We start from the raw sequence: 21,649 nt of genomic DNA, 5'->3' as shown, positions 1-21,649 counted from the left end.
GTTTGTCGAGCTGCAGGAGGTCAGGAAGCGTAGGGGTCGGCGATGCCGATGTACTGGGTGGTGGTGTATTCGGCGATGCCTTCGGAGCCGCCTTCGCGTCCGAGTCCGGACTGTTTCACTCCGCCGAAGGGAGCCGCGGCGTTGGAGATGACGCCGGCGTTGAAGCCCACCATGCCGAACTCGATCTGTTCGGCCACGCGGAGCAGCCGGTTGAAGTCGCGGCTGTAAACATAGGACGCCAGGCCGTATTCGGTGGCGTTGGCGAGTCGGATGGCGTCCTCCTCTGTGGCAAAGGTGGTGACGGGAGCCACCGGGCCGAAAATCTCCTGGCGCAGGATCTGCGCATCGTTCGGCACGTTCCCCAACACGGTGGGCGGGTAAAAGTACCCGGCACCCTCTTCCGGCGCCCCGCCGGTGACGGCTGTCGCCCCGGCGTCGATGGCCGCGCTCACCAGTGCGTGCACGTCGTCGCGGGCGCCGGCATCGATGAGCGGACCCACCTGGGAGGCTGGTGCGGTGCCGCGGCCGGTGGTCAGGGCGCCCATGGCGGTGGCGAACCTTTTCGTGAACTCCGCGGCCACGGATTCCTGGACCAGGAATCGGTTGGCGGCGGTGCAGGCCTCGCCCATGTTCCGCATCTTGGCTGCCATGGCACCCTCGACGGCTTTGTCCAGGTCGGCGTCCTCGAACACGATGAACGGGGCGTTGCCGCCGAGTTCCATGGACGTGCGCAGCACGTTCTGCGCGGCGTCGGCCATGAGGCGTTTGCCTACCGGGGTGGAGCCGGTGAAGGAGACCTTGCGCAGCCGCGGATCGGCCAGCAGCGGACCCGAGATCCCGGACGCGCTGGAGGAAGCGACGACGTTCAGGACTCCGGCGGGCAGGCCGGCGTCGAGCATGGTCTGGGCGAAGAATTGTGCGGTCAGCGGGGTGAGCTTGGCCGGCTTCAGGACCATGGTGCAGCCGGCGGCAATGGCGGGGGCGACCTTGCGGGTGGCCATGGCCAGCGGGAAGTTCCACGGTGTGATCAGCAGGCACGGGCCGACGGGCTTGTGCTGGACGAGGATCTTGTTCTTGCCCTCAGGTGTGGTCAGGTAGCGGCCGTAATCGCGGACTGCTTCCTCGGAGAACCAGCGCAGGAACTCGGCCCCGTAGGTGACTTCGCCGCGGGCTTCGGCCAGGGGCTTGCCCATTTCCAGGGTCATCAGCAGCGCGAAGTCCTCAGCACGTTCTGTCACGAGGTCAAAGGCGCGGCGGAGGATTTCGGCGCGTTGACGGGGTGCTGTCCGGGCCCAGGAAGCCTGGGCCCTGTCGGCTGCGTCGAGCGCGGCGAGGGCGTCCTGGCTGGTTGCAGACGCCAGCGTGGCGAGAACCTCTCCGGTAGCGGGATCGTGCACGTCGAACGTACCGCCGTCGGACGAATCCACCCACTGACCGCCGATCAGAAGGCCGGTGGGGACGGAAGCGACGAGCGCGGCCTCACGCTCCGGTGAGACGGCAGGGGAAAGTGCGGGGGCAAGGGTCATGAGCGGGTCTCCTCAGGAAAAGTGTGTGGTGCAGCGGCGGGTGAGCCGGAGTCAGTAGCTGGCGGGGGCTTCGCCGGGCTCAACCACCGGGGCGCGGGTGGTGTATTCCGCGGCGAGTGCCTCGGAACCTCGGGCCAGGATGGCGACGTCGGCACCCACCAGCACAAAGGACGCGCCGGCCGCGAGGTAGCTGCGGGCGGTGTCTTTGTTGAAGGCGTTGACGCCGGCGGGTTTGCCGGCCGCTTGGGCGGCGGCGAGGCAGTGTCCGACGGCGGCACGCACCTTCGGGTGTTCCTGCTGACCCAGCAGCCCCATCGATGCGGCGAGATCGGAGGGTCCCAGGAAGACCGCGTCTACACCGTCCACTGCCAGGATGTTCTCCACTACTTCGACGGCGGCTTCGGATTCGATCTGGACGGTGAGGCTGACCGTGTCGCCGGCGCGGGCGAGGTAGTCCGGGATGCGGTTCCAGCGCGAGGCCCGGGCGAGGGCCGAACCGACTCCGCGGACGCCGTGCGGCGGGTACCGGGTGGCGGCCACCGCGGCTTCGGCCTCTGCGGCGGAGTTCACCATGGGGACCAGGAGGTTCTGCACACCGAGGTCCAGGTACTGCTTGATCACCACGGTGTCGTTGACCGGCGGCCGGACCAGCACCTGGACCGGGTAGCCGTGGACGGCCTGCAGCTGGGCGAGGATGGATTCGAGCCCGTTGGGGCTGTGCTCGGCGTCGATCAGCAGCCAGTCCAGGCCGGCCCCGGCGCAGAGTTCGGCCACCAGCGGGCTGCCGGAGCACACCCACATTCCCGCCAGGGGCCGGCCGGCAGCGCCGGTTTGGTTGCGCAGGGCGTCGCGGAAGGTGGGGTCAGGGTCTACTCGAAACGGCATGTGATGCTCCCCAGGGGTCCGTAGTCGGCGTGCACGGTGTCGCCCTTGTAGACCCAGAGCGGGCGGGTGAAGGAGCCGGCGAGGATGATGTCGCCGGCGTTCATGGAGTCCCCGTGCGCAGCGATCTTGTTGGCGAGCCAGTGCACGCCGTTGGCGGGATGATCCAGGACCCCGGCGGCGACGCCGGTTTCCTCGACTGTCTGGTTCTTGTAGAGGATAGCGGAGACCCAGCGGAGGTCGACGGCGTCCGGGCGGACGGGATTGCCGCCCACCACCATGGCGCCCATCGCGGCATTGTCCGCGATGGTGTCCACGATGGTCCGGCCCTCCATCTCGATCCTGGAGTCCAGGATTTCGAGGGCCGGAACCACGTAGTCGGTGGCGTTCAGGACGTCGAAGATGGTGCAGCCCGGGCCTTTGAGCGCGTCTTTCAGGACGAATGCGAGCTCCACCTCCACCCGGGGGTGGGTGTACTGGTCCCACTGCACCGAGCAGCCGGTTTCGAGGACCATGTCATCAAAGATGGCGCCGTAGTCCGGTTCCGTGATTCCCGTGGCGGCCTGCATGGCCTTGGACGTGAGGCCGATCTTGCGCCCCACCAGCGTGCGTCCGGCTTCCTCGTTCCGGCGCCGCCACAACTGCTGCACGGCATAGGAGTCCTCCACGGTCATCTGCGGGTAGCGGGAAGTCAGGCGCGGCACCGGCTTGCGGTTCCGGCCGGCCTCGAGCAGTTCGTCGGCAATGGCTTCGATCGTCTTCGCGTCCATCATGGTCAGACCTGGGCCCCGAGCTTGAAACCGGTCCGGTCACCCTCGGGGGAACCGTCCTTGCGGGTGTAGGAGAAGCCGTCGGCGCCCACCGTCACGGCCATTTCGGAGGCGTCGGTGCGCTGGATGACGGGCTGCGGGTTGCCGTCCAGGTCCAGGACCAAGGAGGCCTCGGTGTACCAGGACGGGACCACGGGGTTGCCCCACCAGTCGCGGCGCTGGTTGTCGTGGACGTCCCAGGTGATGGTGGGGTTGTCGGGGTCGCCGGTGTAGTAGTCCTGGGTGTAGATCTCGATGCGGTGGCCGTCCGGGTCCAGGATGTAGAGGTAGAAGGCGTTGGAGACGCCGTGCCGGCCGGGGCCGCGTTCGATCCGGTCGGAGATGCGCAGGGCGCCCATTTTGTCGCAGATCTGGATGATGTTGTGCTTCTCGTGCGTGGCGAAGGCAACGTGGTGCATACGCGGGCCGTTGCCGCCGGTCAGTGCGGTGTCGTGGACGGTCTGCTTGCGGTGCATCCAGGCGGCGTAGGTGACGCCGTCGGAGTCCTTGATGTCCTCGGAGACACGGAAGCCCAGGTCCTCCAGGTACTTGCGGCCGCGGGGAACGTCCGGGGTGACCTGGTTGAAGTGGTCCAGCCGGACCAGTTCTCCGGCGGAGTAGAGGTCATAGCGCTGGGTGAGGCGTTCCACGTGCTCCACGTCGTAAAAGAACTCGTACGGGAAGCCCAGCGGATCCTCGACGCGGACGGAGTCGCCGATGCCCTTGGTGAAGCCGTCCTTGCGGCGTTCGGTGCGGCATCCGAGTTCTTTGTAGTAGGCCTCTGCGGCGTCAACTTCGGCAGGGGACTTGACCCGGTAGGCGAACGCCGCGACGGCCGGAATCGGTCCCTTGCGGAGCACCAGGTTGTGGTGGATGAACTCCTCGAGGGACCGCAGGTAGATCGCGTTCTCATCTTCCTCGGTGACGTGCAGGCCCAGGAGGTCGACGTAGAACTCGCGGGACTTGGCGAGGTCGGTGACCACGATCTCCATGTACGCGCAGCGCACGATGTCCGGTGCCGGGACGGAGGGCTTCGGGATGACGTTGTTCATGGTGTTCTCTCTTCTTTGAAAGGGGTCTGGAGGGTCTGTGGAGCGCCGGAACTAGGCGCCGAATTTGGGCGTGTGGACCGTTCCGAGCGTGATGTGCACGGCCTGCTGGTCGGTGTAGAAGTCGATGGAGCGGTAGCCGCCTTCGTGGCCCAGGCCGGAGGCCTTGACGCCGCCGAACGGGGTGCGGAGGTCCCGGACGTTGTGGCTGTTGAGCCAGACCATGCCCGCTTCGACGTTCTGCGAGAAGTTGTGGGCCCGGGTGAGGTTCTGGGTCCAGATGTAGGCCGCCAGGCCGTACTTTGTATTGTTCGCCAGGGCGAGGGCCTCGTCGTCGTTCTCGAACGGGGTGATCGCGACCACCGGGCCGAAGATCTCCTCCTGGAAGATCCGCGCGTCCGGGGCGACATCGGCGAACACGGTGGGGGCGATGTAGTTGCCCTCCGGGAGGTGCTCCGGGCGGCCGCCGCCGGCCAGCAGCCGGCCTTCGGACTTGCCGATCTCCACGTAGGACGCCACCTTGGCGTGGTGCTCCGGGTGGACCAGGGCGCCCACCTGGGTCTTCGGGTCGTGCGGATCGCCGACCACGATGTTCTTCGCGCGGGCGGCATACTTTTCGCAGAACTCGTCGTAAATAGCGCGTTCGACAAGGATGCGGGAGCCGGCGGTGCAGCGTTCGCCGTTTAGCGAGAAGACGCCGAACAGGGCGGAATCGATCGCGGCGTCGAGGTCGGCGTCGGCGAACACCACGCAGGGTGACTTGCCGCCGAGCTCCATGGACAGCCCCTTGAGGTTGGCCGCGGCGTTGCGGAAAATCGTCTGGCCCGTGGTGGTCTCACCGGTGAAGGAGATCAGCGGGACATCCGGGTGCTTGACCAGGGCGTCGCCCGCTTCTTCGCCGAGGCCGTTGACCAGGTTGAACACGCCGTCCGGAAGCCCGGCTTCCTTGAAGATCGTGGCCCACAGCGAGGCCGAGAGCGGGGTGAATTCGGCCGGCTTGAGCACCACAGTGTTGCCGGTGGCCAGGGCCGGGGCGAGCTTCCAGGACTCCAGCATGAACGGGGTGTTCCACGGGGTGATGAGGCCGGCGACGCCGATCGGCTTGCGGTTCACGTAGTTGATCTGTGAGCCAGGGACCTTCATGGCGTCGTCGAACTGGGCCACGATCAGGTCCGCGAAGAAGCGGAAGTTCTCCGCCGCGCGCAGGGCCTGGCCCTTCGCCTGCGTGATGGGCAGGCCGGTGTCGAAGGTCTCGAGTTCGGCGAGGCGTTCCTCCTGGGCTTCGACGGCGTCCGCGATTTTGTTCAGGATGCGGGCGCGTTCGCGGGGCTTCATCTTCGGCCACGGGCCGTTCACGAAGGCTTCGCGGGCAGCGGCGACGGCCAGGTCGATGTCTTCCTTCTGCCCGGCCGCGGCGGTGGCGTAGTTGGTGTTGGAGACCGGGTCCAGGACGTCGAAGGTCTTGCCGCCCACGGAGTCAACGAATTCACCGTTGATGTAGTGCTGGATGTGGGAGGGAAGGTCCTGCGGAACGTAATGGGATGTGGTTTCTGCGGCAGTGAACGTCATTGTTTTTCCTTACTGCTGTGCGGTCTGTTGTTCGGTTGTCGCCTGGGCCAGGTAGGCGTCCAGGGTGGCGGAGCGGTGGAGGCGGGCTGCCTTCTCGATGGTGTCGGCCCCGGCGCCGGTTTCAATGAGCCGGAGCAGGACCTCGTGTTCGTCCACGGAGTCGTGGGCGCGGCCCGGGACGAAGCGGAACGTGGAGGACCGCAGCGACGCGAGCCGGTTCCAGCCCCGGTGGACGAGGTCCAGGATGTGCGGGTTGGGGCAGTGCTCGAACAGGACGCTGTGGAAGTCCTGGTTCAGCCGGGTGAAGCGGACGGGGTCGAAGTGCTGCAGGCATTCCCGCATTTCCGCGTTCACGGCCCGGGCCCGGGCGATGTCTGCCGCCCCGATCAGGGGAGCGGACAGGGCGGTGGCGGCGCCTTCGACGATGCTCAGGGTCTGCATCGTGTAGAGATACTCGGTGGGGTCGATCCCGGACACGGTGGCGCCGACGTTGCGCTCGAACTTCACCAGCCCTTCGGCTTCGAGCCGGCGGATGGCTTCGCGGACCGGCACCACGCTGACGCCCAGGTCCTCGGCGATCTTCGCGAGCACCAGCCGGTAGCCGGGGGAGTAGGTCCCGTCCACGATCCGGGACTTGACGGCGGCGTAGGCCTGCTCGGACTTGCTGCCGGCAGCCCCGTTTCCGGTGGCGCCGGTTCCGGCCGCGGTGCCTGCAGCTGTGGCTGTCTCAGTCATTTGGTGCCTGCTTCCCATTCCTCATACTTGGCGCGCCATTCGGTGTTCAGCGGGTAGAGGCCGTCCACGCTGTGGCCCTGCTGGACCATGTCGGCGATGAAGACTTCCTCGCGTTCCTGGGCGATGGAATCATCCGCGAGCTCTTCGGCGAGGGTCGGCGGGATCACCAGGATGCCGTCCGCGTCGGCCACGATGATGTCCCCGGGCTGCACGGTGGTGCCTCCACAGGCGATGGTGATGTCCGTGTCCCAGGGGATGTGCCGGCGCCCCAGGACTGCTGGGTGCGGGTTGGAATAGTACGTGGGCATGTCCATGGCGGCCACGGCGGAGAAGTCCCGGACGCCGCCGTCGGTGATGATGGCGGCGGCGCCGCGGACCTGGGCGCGGAGGGCCAGGATGTCGCCGATGGTGCCGGTGCCCTTTTCGCCGCGGGCCTCCATCACCAGGATCTCGCCCTCGTTGACGGAATCGATCGCCTTCTTCTGGGCGTTGAACCCGCCGCCGTGGGTCTTGAAGAGGTCCTCGCGGTTGGGCACGTAGCGCAGGGTCCGGGCCAGGCCCACGATCCGCTTGTCCGGGCGGGTGGAGGACAGGCCGTCGATGCTGACGTTGTTCAGGCCGCGCTTTCGCAGCTGGGAGGACAGGGTTGCCGTGCAGACGCTTTCGAGCTTCGCTTTCAGCTCCGGGGTGAGGACATGCCCGACGGCGGCGGCTTCCACCGCGGCAAGCCCGGCGGCTTCGCGGGAACCGTAGGCCTCCTCGCGCTGGATGTCATCGGTCCTGGGCCGGGCGCCGAAGTCCGCGAACGCCGTCGTGCCTTCCTCCACCCGGGTGACCAGACGGCCGGTGGAGGGCCCGGAAGCGGCGCGGCCCGCCGTCGTGCTTTCAGTACTGACCTCAACGGCGCTGACTTCAACCTCGACGACATCTCCCGGTTTGGCCACTGAGGCGCCGGCAGGGGTGCCGGTCAGGATGATGTCGCCCTCTTCGAGAGTGAGCAGCTGGGACAGGTCGGCGACGAGCCGGGCGAACGGAAAGAGCAGGTCCCCGGTGGTGTCGTCCTGTACCAGGTCACCGTTGTGCCAGGTGCGGATCCGCAGCCCGGCAGGGTCGACGGCGTCCGCGGCAATCAGGCCCGGGCCCACCGGGGTGAAGCCGTCGCCGCCCTTGGACCGGAGGTTGGAGCCCTTGTCCGCGTAGCGGAGGTCGTAGACGCCGAGGTCGTTGCTGGCCGTAACCCATTCGACGTGGCTCCAGGCATCCTCGACGCCGACGCGGCGGGCGGGCTTGCCGATGATCAGGGCGATCTCGCCCTCGTAGCCGAGGAGTTCGCAGCCGGCCGGGCGCTCCACCGTTGAGCCGCTGAGTGCCAGGGAGGACGATGGCTTCAGGAAGTACGAGGGCTGCTCCGGGGTGCGGCCGCGCTGGGCCGCCCGGCTGGGGTAGTTGATATGCACCGCGATGACCTTGCGGGCCGCGGCCAGGAGGTGGTCGGTGACCTGTTCCAAGTGTTACTCCTCATCGAGTACGAAATCGTATACGAAAACTATGGCCTATGAATTACGGTGCGTCAACCCCTTTTTCCGGGAGTTTTGAAAGCACTTGTAACCCACGTCATACCTGGCGTACAGTTCTGAAGCAACGACGATGTTTCGATTATAGAACGACGAGTTCTAATATCGAACACAAGAATGGCCGTAGACAGCCACACAACGAAGTGAGGAAAGCCCGTGCAGTTCCACCACCACGGTTACGTATCAAGTGACCCGCGAGTCCAGCCGGCCGCCGGCGTCGGCATCAACCGGCCCACACAGCTTCCCGACGAAGTGGATGTGCTCATTGTGGGCACCGGGCCTGCGGGCATGCTCACGGCCGCGCAGCTGTCCCAGTTCCCGGGCGTCACCACCCGCATTGTGGAGCGCCGGGCCGGCAGGCTTGCCATCGGCCAGGCCGACGGCATCCAGGCCAGGAGTGTCGAAACCTTCCAGGCCTTCGGCTTCGCCGAGCGGATCATCGCCGAGGCGTACCGGATCACCGAGATGGCGTTCTGGAAGCCGGACCCCGCGGACCACTCGCGCATCATCCGGGCCGCCCGCGCCGTCGACGACGAGATGGGAATTAGCGAATTCCCGCACCTGATCGTCAACCAGGCCCGCGTGCTGGATTACTTTGGTGAGTTCATGGCGAACTCACCCACCCGCATGGCGCCCGACTACGGCTATGAATTCCGAAGCCTCGAAGTCACTGGCCAAGGCGAGTACCCCGTCACCGTGACGCTCCTCCACACGGCCGGCCCCGACGAAGGCCGGGAACGCATTGTCCGGGCCAAGTACGTCGTCGGTGCGGACGGCGCCCGGAGCAAGGTGCGGGACTCGATCGGCTGCACCCTTGCCGGCGACCAGGCCAACCACGCCTGGGGCGTCATGGACGTCCTCGCCGTCACGGACTTCCCCGACATCCGCACCAAGTGCGCCATCCAGTCCGGCACAGGCGGCAGCATCCTGCTGATCCCGCGCGAAGGCGGGCACCTCTTCCGCATGTACGTCGACCTCGGCGAAGTGGACCCCAATGACAAGGGTGCCGTTCGCGGCACCACCATCGAGCAGATCATCGCCAAGGCGAACGACATCCTCCACCCCTACACGCTCGACGTGCGCAACGTCGCCTGGCACAGCGTGTATGAAGTTGGCCACCGCCTCACCGACCGGTTCGACGACGTCCTGCCGGACGAACTGGGCACCCGCACGCCGCGCGTGTTCATCACCGGCGACGCCTGCCACACGCACAGCGCCAAGGCCGGCCAGGGCATGAACGTCTCCATGCAGGACGGCTTCAATATCGGCTGGAAGCTCGGCCACGTGCTCGAGGGCCGCAGCCCGGAGAGCCTTTTGTCCACCTACTCGGCCGAGCGCCAGGTCATCGCGAAGAACCTCATCGACTTCGACAAGGAGTGGTCCACGCTCATGGCGAAGAAGCCCGAGGATTTCGACAGCCCCTCCGAGCTAGAGGACTTCTACGTCAGCACCGCCGAATTCCCGGCAGGCTTTATGACCCAGTACGCCCCCTCCATGCTCATCGGAGAGCCGGCGCATCAGGACCTGGCCACCGGGTTCACCATCGGCAAGCGTTTCAAGTCAGCGCCCGTGCAGCGCGTCTGCGACACCAACCCGCTCCAGCTCGGCCACCAGGCCACGGCGGACGGCCGCTGGCGGATCTACGTCTTCGCGGACCCGGCAGCGCCCGGCACGGGAAAGAACGGCACGTCGCCGACCACGGACCTGGCCGCGTGGCTGGCCAACGCACCGGACTCGCCCCTCGCCGCCACACCCGAAGGGGCCGACGGCGATGCGTGGTTCGACGTGAAGGTCATCTACCAGCAGGACCACACGGGCATCGACATCGGCACGGTCCCGGCGGTGTTCAAGCCGGAAGTCGGCCCGTTCAAGCTCACCTACCTTGAGAACGTCTACGGCACCGACCCCGCTGCGGACATCTTCGAACTGCGTGGCATTGACCGCGGCGGCGCCGTCGTGGTGGTGCGCCCCGACCAGTACGTGGCGAACGTGCTGCCACTGACGGCGACGGCGGAGCTCGCCGCGTTCTTCGCACCCCTCCTGAATCGGCGTCACAGGGCTGGTCAGCCGCTGACAGTCTGAGCCGTCCGGTATTCTGCGGCAGCATACACACCCAGAATGCGAACCTCGGTGGTGAAGAAAGCCAGCTCCTCCAAGGCGAGCTTCAGCGGCAGGTCCGCGGGGTGGCCCTCGACGTCGGCCATAAACATGGTGGCAGCAAACTCGTCGCCCACCATGTAGCTCTCCAGCCGGGTCATGTTTACGCCGTTGGTGGCAAAGCCGCCAAGGGCCTTGTAGAGCGCGGACGGGACGTTCCGGACGCGGAACACGAAACTGGTCACTGCCGGCCCGGGCAATTCAGCCCGGGTCGGCAGTTCCGCTTCGCGCGCCAGAACCACGAAGCGGGTGGTGTTGGACGGATCGTCCTCGACCCGGGAGGCCAGCACTTCCAGGCCGTAGATCTGGGCAGCGAGCGGGGGAGCCAGGGAGAGCTTGGCGGGATCGTTCCATTCCCGCACCTCGCGGGCAGACCCGGCCGTGTCTCCGGCTATCACGGGGCGCAGCCCTGCTTCACGGATCAGGCGCCGGCACTGGCCCAGCGCGTGAATGTGGCTGTGGACCTCGGTGGCACCCTCGATGGTGCTGCCGGGGATGCCGAGCAGGTCGAAGTGGATGGGCAGGAAGAACTCGCCGACGATCTGCAGGTGGGACTGCGGAAGGAGGACGTGGATGTCCGCCACCCGGCCGGCAATGGAGTTCTCGATCGGAATCATGGCCAGGTCAGCCTCACCGCCGGACACCAGTTCAAAGACGTCCTCGAAGCTGGCGCAGGGCACGCTTTCCAGCTCGGGGAACATCTGCTTGCACGCGATATTGGAGTTGGCGCCGGGCTCACCCTGGTACGCAATTTTCTGGGTCACGATCCGTATGGTTTCACGCCTAACACCCATCCGCCCAAGTGAGTAGCAGCAGGTGTCGTTTTGAGGGCCCAAAACGACACCTGCTGCTACCTGGTTGGGGTGAGACGTGAACAGTCCTGGCTCAGCCCAGTGCCAGCCGCATCGACACCTGGTACCGGTCGGAACGGTAGGTCGAAATGGAGTATTCGATGGGTGTGCCGGGGTCATCCTGGCCGGTGAACGAGCGGCGCCTGAAAAGGAGCACGGGGGCGCCGGGCTCGATCTCCAGCAGGGCGGCGGTCTCTTCCGGTGCGGCAGCGGCCTCGACCGTCTGTTCCACGTGCTGCACCGGATGACCCGAGGCAGCGAGGACACGGTAGAGGGACCCGGTCAGATCCTCCGAGAGCAGGTTCGGCAGAAGCCCGGGCGGCAGCCATGATTCGTCCACGCTGACGGGCGCTCCATTGGCAAGGCGCAGCCTGCGCACTTGGAACGCCTCCTGTCCCGGAGGCAGTCCCAGGTGCTCGGCCGCCGCGGCATGCGGCTCCGCTGCGGCAGCGTTGATGACGCGGGTGCTGGGCTGGAAACCGGCTGCCCGCATGTCCTCATTAAAGGACGCCAGGTGCAGGGTTGAACGCACCAGTCCGTGCGAGACAAAGGTCCCCTTGCCTTTGATCCGGACCAGCGCTCCGTCCTGGACGAGATCCGAGATGGCCCGGCGCACCGTAATGCGCGAGACCCCGAACTGCTCCTCCAACTGGCGTTCGCCCAGCAGCGCGTCCCCGGGCCGCAGCGTGCTGGCCACAAGGTCCTGGAGCTGCCGGCGCACCCAGACGTGTTTTAGTTCCCCTGCCGTATCCATGGCTCCTATTTTCCAGGCAGGTTGAACAGATGTGCCCCGGCTTCCACGCGCCCGCCAGGGACAGGCGGTTCGATGGCGTCAGGCTTGCTGTCCAGCAGCACTACCGGGCTGCACAGACTGAGATTCTTCGAACGCACCAGGGCGGCGTCAACACGGACCATCGCGTCGCCGGTGCGGACCTGATCGCCCTTTTGTGCCAGAACCGTGAAGCCTTCGCCCTTCAGGCCCACCGTGTCGATACCCACATGGACCAGCACTGCGGACCCGGAGGCGTGCTGGACGATGTAGGCGTGCGGCATGACCTTGACGACGCGTCCGTCCAGAGGGGCGACGGCGGTCAGTTCGCCGGCGTCGTCATCAGGGACGACGGCGGCACCTCCGCCCACGAGCCCCTTGGCAAACACGGGGTCCGGCACTTCACTGAGCGCAATGAGGCGTCCTGGCAGGGGAGAGGCCACGCTGATGGCCTCGGCGGGTGCTGCCGTGCTCACATCAGTAGTGCTCACGTCGGGCGTGCTCACATCAGGTCCTGGATGTCTTCTGCCAGGCTCTCGGCTTCGGGGCCCACAACCACCTGGACCACCGAGCCGGCCACCATGACGCCGTGGGCGCCCGCGGCCTTGAGGGCTGCCTCGTCAACCTTTCCGGCGTCCACCACTTCGGTGCGCAGGCGGGTGATGCACCCTTCGATCTCTTCAACGTTCTCTGCGCCGCCCAGGGCGGCGAGGATGATTTCTGCTTTGGACATGTCCACTCCTGTAGGTCGTTTTCGCGGTGAGTCCGGCCGGCTTTGGAGGTTTTTTCCTGCCTGAGGTTGACAACTAAGCCCGGTGCACTTCACAGTGATGATTGTCACTGGTTATAACCAGTTAGCAAAACTCTACTGAATCCCGCATCCCCGCACAAGCACCCCCTTTTCGAAACGAGGAACCACATGTCCACGGAAAACCCGTCCGCTTCCGCCGGGGCCGGCCCGCTGGCCGCGCCGGCCCCGGGAAAGGCCAAAGGCAGCGGAAAAGCGCTGCAGAACATGCAGCGCTTCGGCCGCAGCCTCATGCTCCCCATCGCCGCCCTTCCCGCCGCCGCGCTCCTCCTGCGCCTGGGCCAGGACGACCTGCTGGGCCGGTTCGAAGGCCTGACCACCGTTGCCCAGGTGATCGGCGCGGCCGGCGGAGCCCTGTTTGAGAACCTCCCGCTGCTCTTCGCCGTCGGCATTTCCTTCGGCTTCGCCAAGAAAGGCGACGGGTCCACGGCGCTGGCCGCCGTCGTCGGCTTCCTGGTCCTGACCAACGTTTTCAAAGTCATGGCACCCCTGGTGCTCGGCGCCGCCCCGGAGGGCGGCAAGGATCCCGTCATCAACTACGGCGTGCTGGCCGGCATCGTGATGGGCCTGACCACGGCCTGGCTGTGGCAGAAGTTCCACCGGACCACCCTTCCGGACTGGCTCGGATTCTTCGCGGGCCGCCGGCTGGTGCCCATCCTGACCTCGTTCGCCGCGATTGTGATCGGCGTGGTCATGGCGCTGATCTACCCCTTCTTCAACACCGGCCTGACTGCAGTGGGCAATGCCGTCGCGGACAACACGGTGGTGGGCAGCGGAGTCTACGGCACGCTCAACCGCCTGCTCATCCCGCTGGGCCTGCACCACATCCTGAACTCCATCGTCTGGTTCATCATCGGCGACTACAACGGCGCCCACGGTGACCTGAACCGTTTCTTCGCCGGTGACCCCTCGGCGGGTGTGTTCATGACCGGGTTCTTCCCGATCATGATGTTCGCCCTGCCTGCGGCCGCCCTGGCGATCTGGCACGAGGCCAAGCCCTCCCAGAGGAAGATCGTGGGCGGCGTCATGCTCTCCACCGGCCTCACCGCCTTCCTCACCGGCATCACCGAGCCGCTGGAATTCTCCTTCATGTTCGTCGCCTGGCCGCTCTACCTGGTCCACGCCGTCCTGACCGGAACCTCCATGATGCTGGTCAACTTCCTGGGCATCCACCACGGATTCGGTTTCTCCGCCGGAGCCATCGACTACGTGCTCAACTTCGGCATCGCCCAAAATCCGCTCTGGCTGATCCCCATCGGCCTGGGTTACGCCGCGGTGTACTACGTGGTGTTCCGCTTCGTGATCCGGCGCTGGAACCTCCGCACCATGGGCCGCGAAGATGAAACCGACGAGAACGGTTCGATGGCCAAAGCCGATGCGAGCTGACCTGACCGCGCCCGGGCACGGCGACGTCCAACTGGGGCTGCGGGGGCGCCTCGTCACCGGCCTGGCGGGCCAGGAAGTGATCGGCGACGGCACCGTTCTGGTGGCCGGCGGCACCATTGCCTGGTGCGGCCCGACGGCGGAGCTGCCCGCTGGCGTCGACGTCGAAACCACACGCGTTCCGCTCATCCTGCCCGGACTGGTGGACGTGCACTGCCACGGCGCTGTGGGGCACACCTTTTCCGCCGACGCGGACGGCGCCCGCCGGGCGGCGGGTTATCACGCCGGGCAGGGAACGACGTCGGTGCTCGCCTCGCTTGTCTCCGCACCTTCGCAGGTACTGCTGGAGCAGATCGCCGTGCTGCGGGAATTGGTGCAGGACGGAACACTGGCCGGCCTGCACCTGGAAGGACCCTTTATCGCCAAGAACATGTGCGGGGCGCAGGATCCCGCAGCCATCATCGACGGCGACCCGGCGCTCCTGCAGGAGTGGCTCGAGGCGGGGCAGGGCACGGTACGGTCCATCACGCTGGCGCCGGAGACCCCGCATTTTGCGGAACTCGTTTCCCTCTGCCGGAAGTACGGCGTAGTCCCGTCCCTCGGCCACACGGACGCCACAGCGTCGCGGACGCGGGATGCCCTGGGCCGTGGGGGCGCCGGGGGAGAGTCCGACGGCGGGCCCTGGTCCGCCACCCACCTGTTCAACCGGATGCCTCCGCTGGGCCACCGGGCGCCGGGACCCATCCCGGTCCTGCTGCAGGCTGCACGGCAGGCACCCGGACAGATGGTCCTGGAACTGGTAGCGGACGGCGTGCACCTGGACCCGGAGATCGTCCGCATGGTCTTTGGCCTGGTGGGCCCGGGCTCGATCGCGCTGATTACGGATGCGATGGCGGCGGCCGGAATGTCAGACGGCCGGTACACGCTCGGCAGCCTGGACGTGCTGGTGCAGGACCGCGTGGCCCGGCTGGTCCCCGGCGAGGGTGATGCCGGTCCCGGGGCGATCGCCGGCGCCACGAGCCTGCTGCTGGAAAATGTCCGCCGCTGCGTCGAATGGGGCGTGCCGCTGGCCGATGCCGTGACGGCGGCTTCGGCCACCCCGGCCCGGCTGATGGGCCTGGACCGGCCGGGCTCCGACAAGCCGGGCTCCGACAAAGTCGGCGTGTTGGCAGCGGGGTACCGCGCCGACGTGCTGGTCACCACCGAAGAACTTGAACTGGTGCAGGCCTACCGGGCCGGCACACCACTAACGCAGGAAAGGAAAACGCGTGCAGATTATTCTGTGTGAGTCCGCGGAACACATAGGGGGCCGGGCTGCCGACATCATCGACGCCCGGGTCCGGCAGGGCCCGGCGGTCCTGGGACTGGCCACAGGAGGTTCGCCGAAGTCCACGTACCAGGAACTCATCCGGCGGCACCGCGAAGAGCAGCTGAGCTTCAGCCAGGTCACGGCCTTCACCCTCGATGAATACGCCGGGCTGCCGCCGGAGCACGAACAAAGCTACTACTCCACCATCCGGCGGGAATTCACCGATCACGTGGATCTTCCGCTGGAGCAGCTCGTCACCCCGCAGGGGGATGCTCCGGACCTCATCGCCGAGGCCGACCGCTACGACGCAGCCATTGCCGCAGCCGGCGGCGTGGACATCCAGATCCTCGGCATCGGCGCCAACGGCCACATCGGCTTCAACGAGCCCACCTCGTCGCTGGTCTCCCGCACCAGGGTGAAGACCCTGGCCGGAGCCACCCGGGCGGACAACGCCCGGTTCTTTCCGGAGGGCGACGTTCCGCGGCTGTGCCTGACCCAGGGGCTGGGGACCATCCGGGAAGCCAAGCTGGCGGTGCTTGTGGCCGTGGGGGAGAACAAGGCCGCTGCTGTCCAGGCCATGGTGGAGGGGCCCGTCAGCGCACACTGCCCGGCTTCGGTGCTGCAGCTGCACCGCCGGACCGTGGTCATCCTGGACCCCGCGGCTGCGTCCCGCCTGAGCCTGCTGGAGTACTACCGGGACGCCCAGGAGTTCAACGACCAGCTCGGCCAGACGCCCACGCGGCCCTGGCTGCAGCAGCCGCTGGTTCAGCGCGGCTGAGTCAGCGGGGCCGGCTCAGCCGTTGATCGCTCAGCCGTTGATCACCTGCGGAACACCGAGGGCCTTGAGGCCTTCGACGCCGAATTCCAGGCCGTAGCCGGACTGCTTGGCGCCGCCGAACGGGACGCGCGGGTCCACGGCGCCGTGCTTGTTGACCCAGACGGTGCCGGCTTCGAGCCGGGCGGCGACTTCGCGCGCACGGGCGGTGTCTGAGGACCAGACCGAGGCGCCCAATCCGACGTCGAGCGCGTTCGCCATGGCGACCGCCTCATCCACGGTGCTGTAGCGGATGATCGGCAGGGCCGGTCCGAACTGTTCCTCGGCGACCAGCGGGTTGCTGTTGTCGACATCGGCCACGAGTGTGGCGGGGTAGAAGTTGCCCGGCTGGTCCGTGTCCGGGTTCCCGCCGAGCAGGATCCGGGCGCCGGAGGCACGGGCGGCTTCAACGAGCCCTGCCACGATGTGGTACTGCGCCCTGTTCTGCAGAGGGCCCAGGACGTTGGCCTCGTCGAGTCCCACACCCATTGGCATGGCGGCGGCGACCTTGGTGAGTTCCTCGCAGACGGCGTCGTAGATGTCGTCGTGGACGTAGAGGCGCTTGAGGGCGGCGCAGGTCTGGCCGGTGTTGATGAAGGCGCCCCAGAAAAGGCCTTCTGCGATGGCTTTGGGGTCGGCATCGGGCAGGACGATGCCGGCGTCGTTTCCGCCGAGTTCCAGCGTGAGCCGCTTGACGGTGTCCGCGGAGGACCTGATGATCGCCTTTCCCGTTGCCGTGGAGCCGGTGAACATGACCTTGCCGATCGCAGGGTGTTCGGCCAGGCGGGCGCCGACCTCGCGGCCGCCGGAAACCACCGTGAGGAGGCCTTCGGGGAGTTCCTCGTTGAGGATCCTGGCAAGGGCCAGGACGCTGAGCGGGGTGTATTCGGAGGGCTTGACCACCACGGCGTTGCCCATCCGCAGGGCGGGGGCGATCTGCCAGACGGTGATCATCATGGGCCAGTTCCACGGGCCGATCGCGCCCACGACGCCGATGGGCCGGTAGTGCAGTTCGGCGCGGGTTTCGCCGTCGTCCACCACGGTTTCCGGGTCCAGGGGCGTGGTGGCCGCGACGCGCAGCCAGGCGACGCAGGCGCCGATTTCGAAGCGGGCGTTGGGCCCGTTCAGCGGTTTGCCCTGCTCGCGGGAGAGCAGCCGGGCGAGTTCTTCACCGGAACGTTCGACGGCGTCGGCTGCCTTGAGCAGCGCGGCGCTCCGGGCGTCGTGGCCCAGGGCTGCCCACGCCGGCTGTGCCGCAGCGGCAGCTGCGATGGCGGCTTCGAGGTCTTCGACGGTGTGGACGGGGGCTTCGCCGACTGAGGTACCCGTGGCGGGGTCAAGGATGGTCCGGGTTTCGCCGGCGTCCGGGGTGATCGAGGCCAGCAGGGCGTCGTAGGTTTCCATGGGGTACTCCACTTCGAGTAGGTCAGGGACCGCAGGCCGGTGCGGCCTGTCAGCGCTGCTTCAAGCGTGCTCCGGCGGACGCCGCGCGTCTTGTGTATGCGTGAAGAGCTGTTGTGCGGGAGCGAACAGAACGGGAGTCCGTGGGCGTGACTGCGCTCAGGAACAAGAACTGATCGCTGCAAGACAAAGCGCATCCGGAGCCGACTGCCATGCTGGATTTCACGGTGCACCTTTGCCCGGGCCCCAGCACCTGTCCCTAGCTCTTTTCCCCAGCACTCATTACTGTTAAGAAGGATCCAATGAGTATTTCGAATCCCGAATCCCGGACCGCGGAACCCGGCTCCCGCCAGGAACACTCCACTGCACTGCGCGCAGGCAGCATCGGAGTCCTGGGCATTCTGTTCTTTGTCCTGTCCGCGCAGGCCCCGCTGACGGGAATCGTCGGAGCAGCGCCCCTGGCTGCAGCGCTCGGCAACGGCGCCGGCGCCCCGGGCGCCTACCTCGTGGTCGGCATCGTCATTGTGATCTTCGCTGTCGGCTTTGTGGCCATGAGCCGGAAGGTGCAGACCAACGGCGCCTTTTACGCCTACGTCACGGCAGCGTTCGGACGCAAAGTCGGCGCCGGGGCGGCGTGGCTTGCCCTGCTGGCCTACAGCACGGTGCAGGCGGCAATGTACGGGCTGTACGGTGCCGCGTTCTCCGGCCTGCTGGCATCGGCCGGGGTTACGGTTCCGTGGTGGCTTCTCGCCGTGGTCACCATGGCCGGTGTCCAGGTCCTGGGATCGAAGAACATCGAGCTGGGCGCCCGCGTCCTTGCGGTCCTGGTGGGCCTGGAAGTGGCCATCCTCCTGATGTTCGGATTCTCTGTCCTGTTCCACGGCGGCGGCCCCGAGGGGCTGAACCTCGCCGCTTCGTTCGCGCCGGAAGCCATCGCCAGCGGAGCTCCCGGCGTTGCCATCATGTTCGCGGTGGCCTCCATGTTCGGCTTCGAATCCACGGCCATCTACTCCGCCGAGGCCAAGGACCCGCACCGGACCGTTGCGCGGGCCACCTACCTGTCCGTGGGGATCATCGCTGTCTTCTTCTCCTTCATCACCTGGATGCTTGTCAGCTTCTACGGCCCGTCACACGTTGTCGATGCCGCGGGAGCGGCGCTGGAATCCGGGGACGCGACGTCGTTCGTGATCGGCCCGATCGTGGAGATGTTCGGACCGTGGGCCGGCGTCACCGCCGGAGTCCTGCTGGTGACCTCACTGCTGGCGGGCATCATCGCGTTCCACAACGGCATCAACCGTTACCTCCACTCGCTGGCGCTGCGCGGCTCCATGCCCGCCGTCATAGCCCGGACCAACAAGCACCGTGCGCCCGCCACCGCGGCGTGGATCCAGACCGTCGTCGCGGTCCTGCTGGTGGCGCCGTTTGCGCTGCTGGGCATGGACCCGGTGCTGACCCTGTTCTCCTGGTTCAGCGGCCTGGCCGTTGCGGCACTGCTGGTGCTGTACATGCTGTCCTCCCTCGCCGTCGTCGGCTATTTCCGCCGGGAACGGGTGAAGGGACAGCTATGGCAGACCCTTATTGCCCCGGTGCTCGCCTCCGTGCTGCTGGCTTGGGTGCTCTATCTGGTGGTCAGCAACTTCACGTCCCTCATCGGCGGCAGCGCCGAAACGGCCGTGGGGCTGCTGGTGGCCGTCCCCGCGCTCTTTCTCGCCGGAGTCCTGGTGGAGATCCGGGTGGAGAAGCGGGTCCGGGCCTCAGAGCCTGAGTTCGCCGGGTAACGGACTTCCGACGACGGCGGCGGAGATGGCGCGGGCGGCGGTTTGGTGCCGTCCGCGCCAGGCGAGACCGCCTGCCAGCAGCAGGAGTGCGGCGAGGGATGCGGCTGTTGCGGCGGCGGCTTGCGCCGCTTCGGGACCGTGGGGCCACTGCCCGGTGATCCCCAGGAATGCCGGCACGGTGGCTGTTGCCTGGCTCGTAAGTACGAGGGACCAGCCAATGAGGGGCGTCAGGCGCCAGAAGCCCAGCGCCAGTTGGAGGAAGAACAGCAGCCACAGGTAGGTCCAGCAGAGCCAGAGAACGGCCAGGAGAGGATCCTCCCCGGACCAGGCCGCGGCGAGCAGGAGGCCGCATGCGCCCACCATCCCGCAGAACCAGCCGAGGCCCCGGGAGCCGAGTTCCAACAGAGAATCAAGGCCCACATAGACGTACGTCAGGCCGAACAGGAACATCCCGGACGCTCCCAGCAGCAGGTGCGGGCCGCCGTCGTCACCCGGCGAGGCGACACCCGCAGAGGTGACGCCCAGGTAGGTGACGCCAAGAACCAACTGGGTACTGCCGATGACCAGGCTGAACAGGGCCGCGTCCCGGCGGGGGAGGAAATTCAGCGCCGCGAGTCCGTTGGTCAAGAGCGCGGCTCCGGAGAGAAGCAGGCAAATGTACGCCATCAGACGGCCCTCCGGCAGCGAAATCTTGCGCACATACTTTTCGTTTTGTGGAATTCGGATGTCACATTACGGAGATTAGTGGACCTCTTTCCTGTTGCCTACTGAGAGTCAGTCGCAATCGGTTAGGTTGGAAAGGAAGCACACCGGACGGCCAACATTGCCTATGCGGCCGTCCCCGTTGGCCGCGAGGCAGGGAGAGTTGCATGGACGCACGGCTGGAAGCCATCAGGGATACCGTCCTGGCCAGGAACCCGGGCGAGGCCGAGTTCCATCAGGCCGTGGTGGAGGTGTTCGAAAGCCTTGGCCCCGTGCACGACCGGCACCCCGAGTTCCTCGAAGCCGCCATCCTGGAGCGGCTCTGCGAGCCCGAACGCCAGATCATCTTCCGCGTGCCGTGGACCGACGATTCCGGCCGGGTACAGATCAACCGCGGCTTCCGTGTGGAGTTCAACTCGGCACTTGGCCCCTACAAGGGCGGCCTCCGGTTCCACCCGTCCGTTTACCTCGGCATCGTGAAATTCCTCGGCTTCGAGCAGATCTTCAAGAACGCGCTTACCGGCATGCCGATTGGCGGCGGCAAGGGGGGCTCCGACTTCGACCCCCGCGGCCGCAGTGATGCCGAAGTCATGCGGTTCTGCCAGTCGTTCATGACCGAGCTGTACCGTCACATCGGCGAGTACACCGATGTGCCGGCGGGCGACATCGGCGTCGGCGGCCGCGAAATCGGTTATCTCTTCGGTCAGTACAAGCGCATCACCAACCGCTATGAGTCAGGCGTCCTGACCGGCAAGGGCATCTCCTGGGGAGGCTCGCTGGTCAGGCCCGAAGCCACCGGCTTCGGCACCGTGATCTTCACCGAGGAGATGCTCAAGACCCGCGGAGCGTCCTTCGACGGCCAGCGCGTGGTGGTATCCGGCTCCGGCAATGTGGCCATCAACGCCATCGCGAAAGCGCAGGCACTCGGCGCCGCAGTGGTGGCCTGCTCGGATTCCTCCGGCTACATCGTGGATGAGGCGGGCATCGACGTCGGACTGCTCCGCCAGGTCAAGGAAGTGGAACGCGGACGCCTCAAGGACTACGTGCTCCGCCGTTCCGGTGTTTCCTACGTGGAGGCCGGCTCCGTCTGGGACGTCGACGCTACGGTGGCGCTGCCGTGCGCCACGCAGAACGAGCTCGACGGCGACGCTGCCGCGAGGCTGGTCCGCAACGGGCTGCTTGCCGTCGGCGAAGGTGCCAACATGCCCTCAACCCGTGAGGCCGTGGCGGTGTTCCAGGACGCGGGTGTGCTGTTCGGACCCGGCAAGGCCGCCAACGCGGGCGGCGTGGCCACGTCGGCGTTGGAGATGCAGCAGAACGCGAGCCGTGATTCCTGGTCCTTCGAACACACGGAACAGCGCCTCACGGACATCATGGTGGGCATTCACCACCGCTGCGCCTCGACTGCGGACGAGTACGGCGAACCCGGCAACTACGTGCTGGGCGCGAACATCGCAGGCTTCGTCAAGGTGGCCGACGCCATGCTCGCCCAGGGGCTGATCTAGGCGTCGCGACCTGGGCGCATGGCCGCGC

At 66.9% G+C, this 21,649-nt stretch carries 19 protein-coding genes; 6 read left to right on the top strand and 13 right to left on the bottom strand.

Features of this window, described 5'->3' with window-relative positions:
- Positions 1 to 20: 20 nt before the first annotated feature.
- The 7 genes from FCN77_RS22235 to FCN77_RS22205 are packed head-to-tail and all read right to left on the bottom strand — an operon-like array spanning position 21 to position 8,078.
- The gene (locus FCN77_RS22235; RefSeq protein WP_137324024.1) at positions 21 to 1,526 is read right to left on the bottom strand and encodes an NAD-dependent succinate-semialdehyde dehydrogenase; all 1,506 of its coding nucleotides are present in this window, start codon (positions 1,524 to 1,526) and stop codon (positions 21 to 23) included.
- 51 nt (positions 1,527 to 1,577) lie between these two features.
- A complete protein-coding gene (locus tag FCN77_RS22230) occupies positions 1,578 to 2,411 on the bottom strand; it encodes an HpcH/HpaI aldolase/citrate lyase family protein (RefSeq protein WP_175417355.1) in 834 nt (277 codons plus the stop codon).
- Entirely contained in the window at positions 2,396 to 3,181 is a 786-nt protein-coding gene (hpaH, locus tag FCN77_RS22225) for a 2-oxo-hept-4-ene-1,7-dioate hydratase (RefSeq protein ID WP_137324023.1), read from the bottom strand. Before hpaH ends, FCN77_RS22230 begins: the two co-directional genes overlap by 16 nt.
- A 2-nt stretch (positions 3,182 to 3,183) precedes the next feature.
- Positions 3,184 to 4,269: a 3,4-dihydroxyphenylacetate 2,3-dioxygenase gene (gene hpaD, locus FCN77_RS22220; RefSeq protein WP_137324022.1), complete on the bottom strand. Its 1,086-nt coding sequence runs from the start codon at positions 4,267 to 4,269 to the stop codon at positions 3,184 to 3,186.
- Positions 4,270 to 4,320: 51 nt separating this feature from the next.
- A complete protein-coding gene (gene hpaE, locus FCN77_RS22215; RefSeq protein ID WP_137324021.1) occupies positions 4,321 to 5,835 on the bottom strand; it encodes a 5-carboxymethyl-2-hydroxymuconate semialdehyde dehydrogenase in 1,515 nt (504 codons plus the stop codon).
- Between the two features lie 9 nt (positions 5,836 to 5,844).
- The gene (locus FCN77_RS22210; protein ID WP_137324020.1) at positions 5,845 to 6,570 is read right to left on the bottom strand and encodes a GntR family transcriptional regulator; all 726 of its coding nucleotides are present in this window, start codon (positions 6,568 to 6,570) and stop codon (positions 5,845 to 5,847) included.
- The gene (locus FCN77_RS22205) at positions 6,567 to 8,078 is read right to left on the bottom strand and encodes a fumarylacetoacetate hydrolase family protein (RefSeq protein WP_137324019.1); all 1,512 of its coding nucleotides are present in this window, start codon (positions 8,076 to 8,078) and stop codon (positions 6,567 to 6,569) included. Before FCN77_RS22205 ends, FCN77_RS22210 begins: the two co-directional genes overlap by 4 nt.
- A 222-nt stretch (positions 8,079 to 8,300) precedes the next feature.
- Between FCN77_RS22205 and FCN77_RS22200 the strand changes: the two genes are divergently transcribed.
- Positions 8,301 to 10,226 carry an FAD-binding monooxygenase gene (locus FCN77_RS22200; RefSeq protein ID WP_137324018.1) on the top strand — a complete coding sequence of 642 codons (1,926 nt, stop codon included), beginning with the start codon at positions 8,301 to 8,303 and terminating at the stop codon, positions 10,224 to 10,226.
- On the opposite strand, the gene FCN77_RS22195 is transcribed toward FCN77_RS22200, so the two are convergent.
- The 4 genes from FCN77_RS22195 to FCN77_RS22180 form a co-directional block, all read right to left on the bottom strand.
- On the bottom strand, positions 10,208 to 11,065 hold the full coding sequence (locus FCN77_RS22195) for a prephenate dehydratase (RefSeq protein WP_137324017.1): 858 nt from the start codon (positions 11,063 to 11,065) through the stop codon (positions 10,208 to 10,210). The genes FCN77_RS22200 and FCN77_RS22195 overlap by 19 nt on opposite strands.
- Before the next feature lie 121 nt (positions 11,066 to 11,186).
- On the bottom strand, positions 11,187 to 11,906 hold the full coding sequence (locus FCN77_RS22190; protein WP_137324016.1) for a GntR family transcriptional regulator: 720 nt from the start codon (positions 11,904 to 11,906) through the stop codon (positions 11,187 to 11,189).
- 5 nt (positions 11,907 to 11,911) lie between these two features.
- Positions 11,912 to 12,427, bottom strand: a complete 516-nt coding sequence (locus FCN77_RS22185) for a PTS glucose transporter subunit IIA (protein ID WP_254678693.1) — start codon at positions 12,425 to 12,427, stop codon at positions 11,912 to 11,914.
- Complete coding sequence (locus tag FCN77_RS22180; RefSeq protein ID WP_137324015.1) at positions 12,424 to 12,654, bottom strand: glucose PTS transporter subunit EIIB; 231 nt, start codon at positions 12,652 to 12,654, stop codon at positions 12,424 to 12,426. Before FCN77_RS22180 ends, FCN77_RS22185 begins: the two co-directional genes overlap by 4 nt.
- A gap of 186 nt (positions 12,655 to 12,840) precedes the next feature.
- Between FCN77_RS22180 and FCN77_RS22175 the strand changes: the two genes are divergently transcribed.
- Genes FCN77_RS22175 through nagB form a run of 3 tightly spaced genes read left to right on the top strand, consistent with a single transcriptional unit; the run spans position 12,841 to position 16,199 of the window.
- On the top strand, positions 12,841 to 14,115 hold the full coding sequence (locus FCN77_RS22175) for a PTS transporter subunit EIIC (protein WP_217496183.1): 1,275 nt from the start codon (positions 12,841 to 12,843) through the stop codon (positions 14,113 to 14,115).
- Entirely contained in the window at positions 14,105 to 15,400 is a 1,296-nt protein-coding gene (locus FCN77_RS22170; protein WP_217496182.1) for an N-acetylglucosamine-6-phosphate deacetylase, read from the top strand. Before FCN77_RS22175 ends, FCN77_RS22170 begins: the two co-directional genes overlap by 11 nt.
- Positions 15,381 to 16,199: a glucosamine-6-phosphate deaminase gene (gene nagB, locus FCN77_RS22165; RefSeq protein ID WP_137324014.1), complete on the top strand. Its 819-nt coding sequence runs from the start codon at positions 15,381 to 15,383 to the stop codon at positions 16,197 to 16,199. The genes FCN77_RS22170 and nagB overlap by 20 nt, the downstream gene beginning before the upstream one ends.
- Positions 16,200 to 16,229: 30 nt before the next feature.
- Here nagB and FCN77_RS22160 read toward each other — a convergent pair whose 3' ends face one another.
- Positions 16,230 to 17,639: an aldehyde dehydrogenase family protein gene (locus FCN77_RS22160; protein WP_137324013.1), complete on the bottom strand. Its 1,410-nt coding sequence runs from the start codon at positions 17,637 to 17,639 to the stop codon at positions 16,230 to 16,232.
- 299 nt (positions 17,640 to 17,938) lie between these two features.
- Here FCN77_RS22160 and FCN77_RS22155 point away from each other — a divergent pair, with 299 nt between their 5' ends.
- On the top strand, positions 17,939 to 19,414 hold the full coding sequence (locus tag FCN77_RS22155) for an APC family permease (RefSeq protein ID WP_137324012.1): 1,476 nt from the start codon (positions 17,939 to 17,941) through the stop codon (positions 19,412 to 19,414).
- On the opposite strand, the gene FCN77_RS22150 is transcribed toward FCN77_RS22155, so the two are convergent.
- Positions 19,391 to 20,080: an AmiS/UreI family transporter gene (locus FCN77_RS22150; protein ID WP_137324911.1), complete on the bottom strand. Its 690-nt coding sequence runs from the start codon at positions 20,078 to 20,080 to the stop codon at positions 19,391 to 19,393. The two genes, FCN77_RS22155 and FCN77_RS22150, sit on opposite strands and share 24 nt — an antisense overlap.
- A 203-nt stretch (positions 20,081 to 20,283) precedes the next feature.
- On the opposite strand from FCN77_RS22150, the gene gdhA reads away from it, so the two are divergent.
- Positions 20,284 to 21,621: an NADP-specific glutamate dehydrogenase gene (gdhA, locus tag FCN77_RS22145; RefSeq protein WP_137324011.1), complete on the top strand. Its 1,338-nt coding sequence runs from the start codon at positions 20,284 to 20,286 to the stop codon at positions 21,619 to 21,621.
- The last annotated feature ends 28 nt before the right edge of the window (positions 21,622 to 21,649 follow it).

Origin of the sequence: Arthrobacter sp. 24S4-2, from assembly GCF_005280255.1 — a bacterium.
Taxonomy (GTDB): domain Bacteria; phylum Actinomycetota; class Actinomycetes; order Actinomycetales; family Micrococcaceae; genus Arthrobacter.
This window is presented reverse-complemented; position numbering and strand designations above follow the sequence as displayed.

Excerpts from the sequence above, each read along its gene's own strand:
- FCN77_RS22235 (WP_137324024.1), bottom strand. The coding sequence starts at position 1,526 with ATGACCCTTGCCCCCGCACTTTCCCCTGCCGTCTCACCGGAGCGTGAG.
- FCN77_RS22230 (WP_175417355.1), bottom strand. The coding sequence starts at position 2,411 with ATGCCGTTTCGAGTAGACCCTGACCCCACCTTCCGCGACGCCCTGCGC.
- hpaH (WP_137324023.1), bottom strand. The coding sequence starts at position 3,181 with ATGATGGACGCGAAGACGATCGAAGCCATTGCCGACGAACTGCTCGAG.
- hpaD (WP_137324022.1), bottom strand. The coding sequence starts at position 4,269 with ATGAACAACGTCATCCCGAAGCCCTCCGTCCCGGCACCGGACATCGTG.
- hpaE (WP_137324021.1), bottom strand. The coding sequence starts at position 5,835 with ATGACGTTCACTGCCGCAGAAACCACATCCCATTACGTTCCGCAGGAC.
- FCN77_RS22210 (WP_137324020.1), bottom strand. The coding sequence starts at position 6,570 with ATGACTGAGACAGCCACAGCTGCAGGCACCGCGGCCGGAACCGGCGCC.
- FCN77_RS22190 (WP_137324016.1), bottom strand. The coding sequence starts at position 11,906 with ATGGATACGGCAGGGGAACTAAAACACGTCTGGGTGCGCCGGCAGCTC.
- FCN77_RS22180 (WP_137324015.1), bottom strand. The coding sequence starts at position 12,654 with ATGTCCAAAGCAGAAATCATCCTCGCCGCCCTGGGCGGCGCAGAGAAC.
- FCN77_RS22175 (WP_217496183.1), top strand. The coding sequence starts at position 12,841 with ATGTCCACGGAAAACCCGTCCGCTTCCGCCGGGGCCGGCCCGCTGGCC.
- FCN77_RS22170 (WP_217496182.1), top strand. The coding sequence starts at position 14,105 with ATGCGAGCTGACCTGACCGCGCCCGGGCACGGCGACGTCCAACTGGGG.
- FCN77_RS22160 (WP_137324013.1), bottom strand. The coding sequence starts at position 17,639 with ATGGAAACCTACGACGCCCTGCTGGCCTCGATCACCCCGGACGCCGGC.
- FCN77_RS22155 (WP_137324012.1), top strand. The coding sequence starts at position 17,939 with ATGAGTATTTCGAATCCCGAATCCCGGACCGCGGAACCCGGCTCCCGC.
- FCN77_RS22150 (WP_137324911.1), bottom strand. The coding sequence starts at position 20,080 with ATGGCGTACATTTGCCTGCTTCTCTCCGGAGCCGCGCTCTTGACCAAC.
- gdhA (WP_137324011.1), top strand. The coding sequence starts at position 20,284 with ATGGACGCACGGCTGGAAGCCATCAGGGATACCGTCCTGGCCAGGAAC.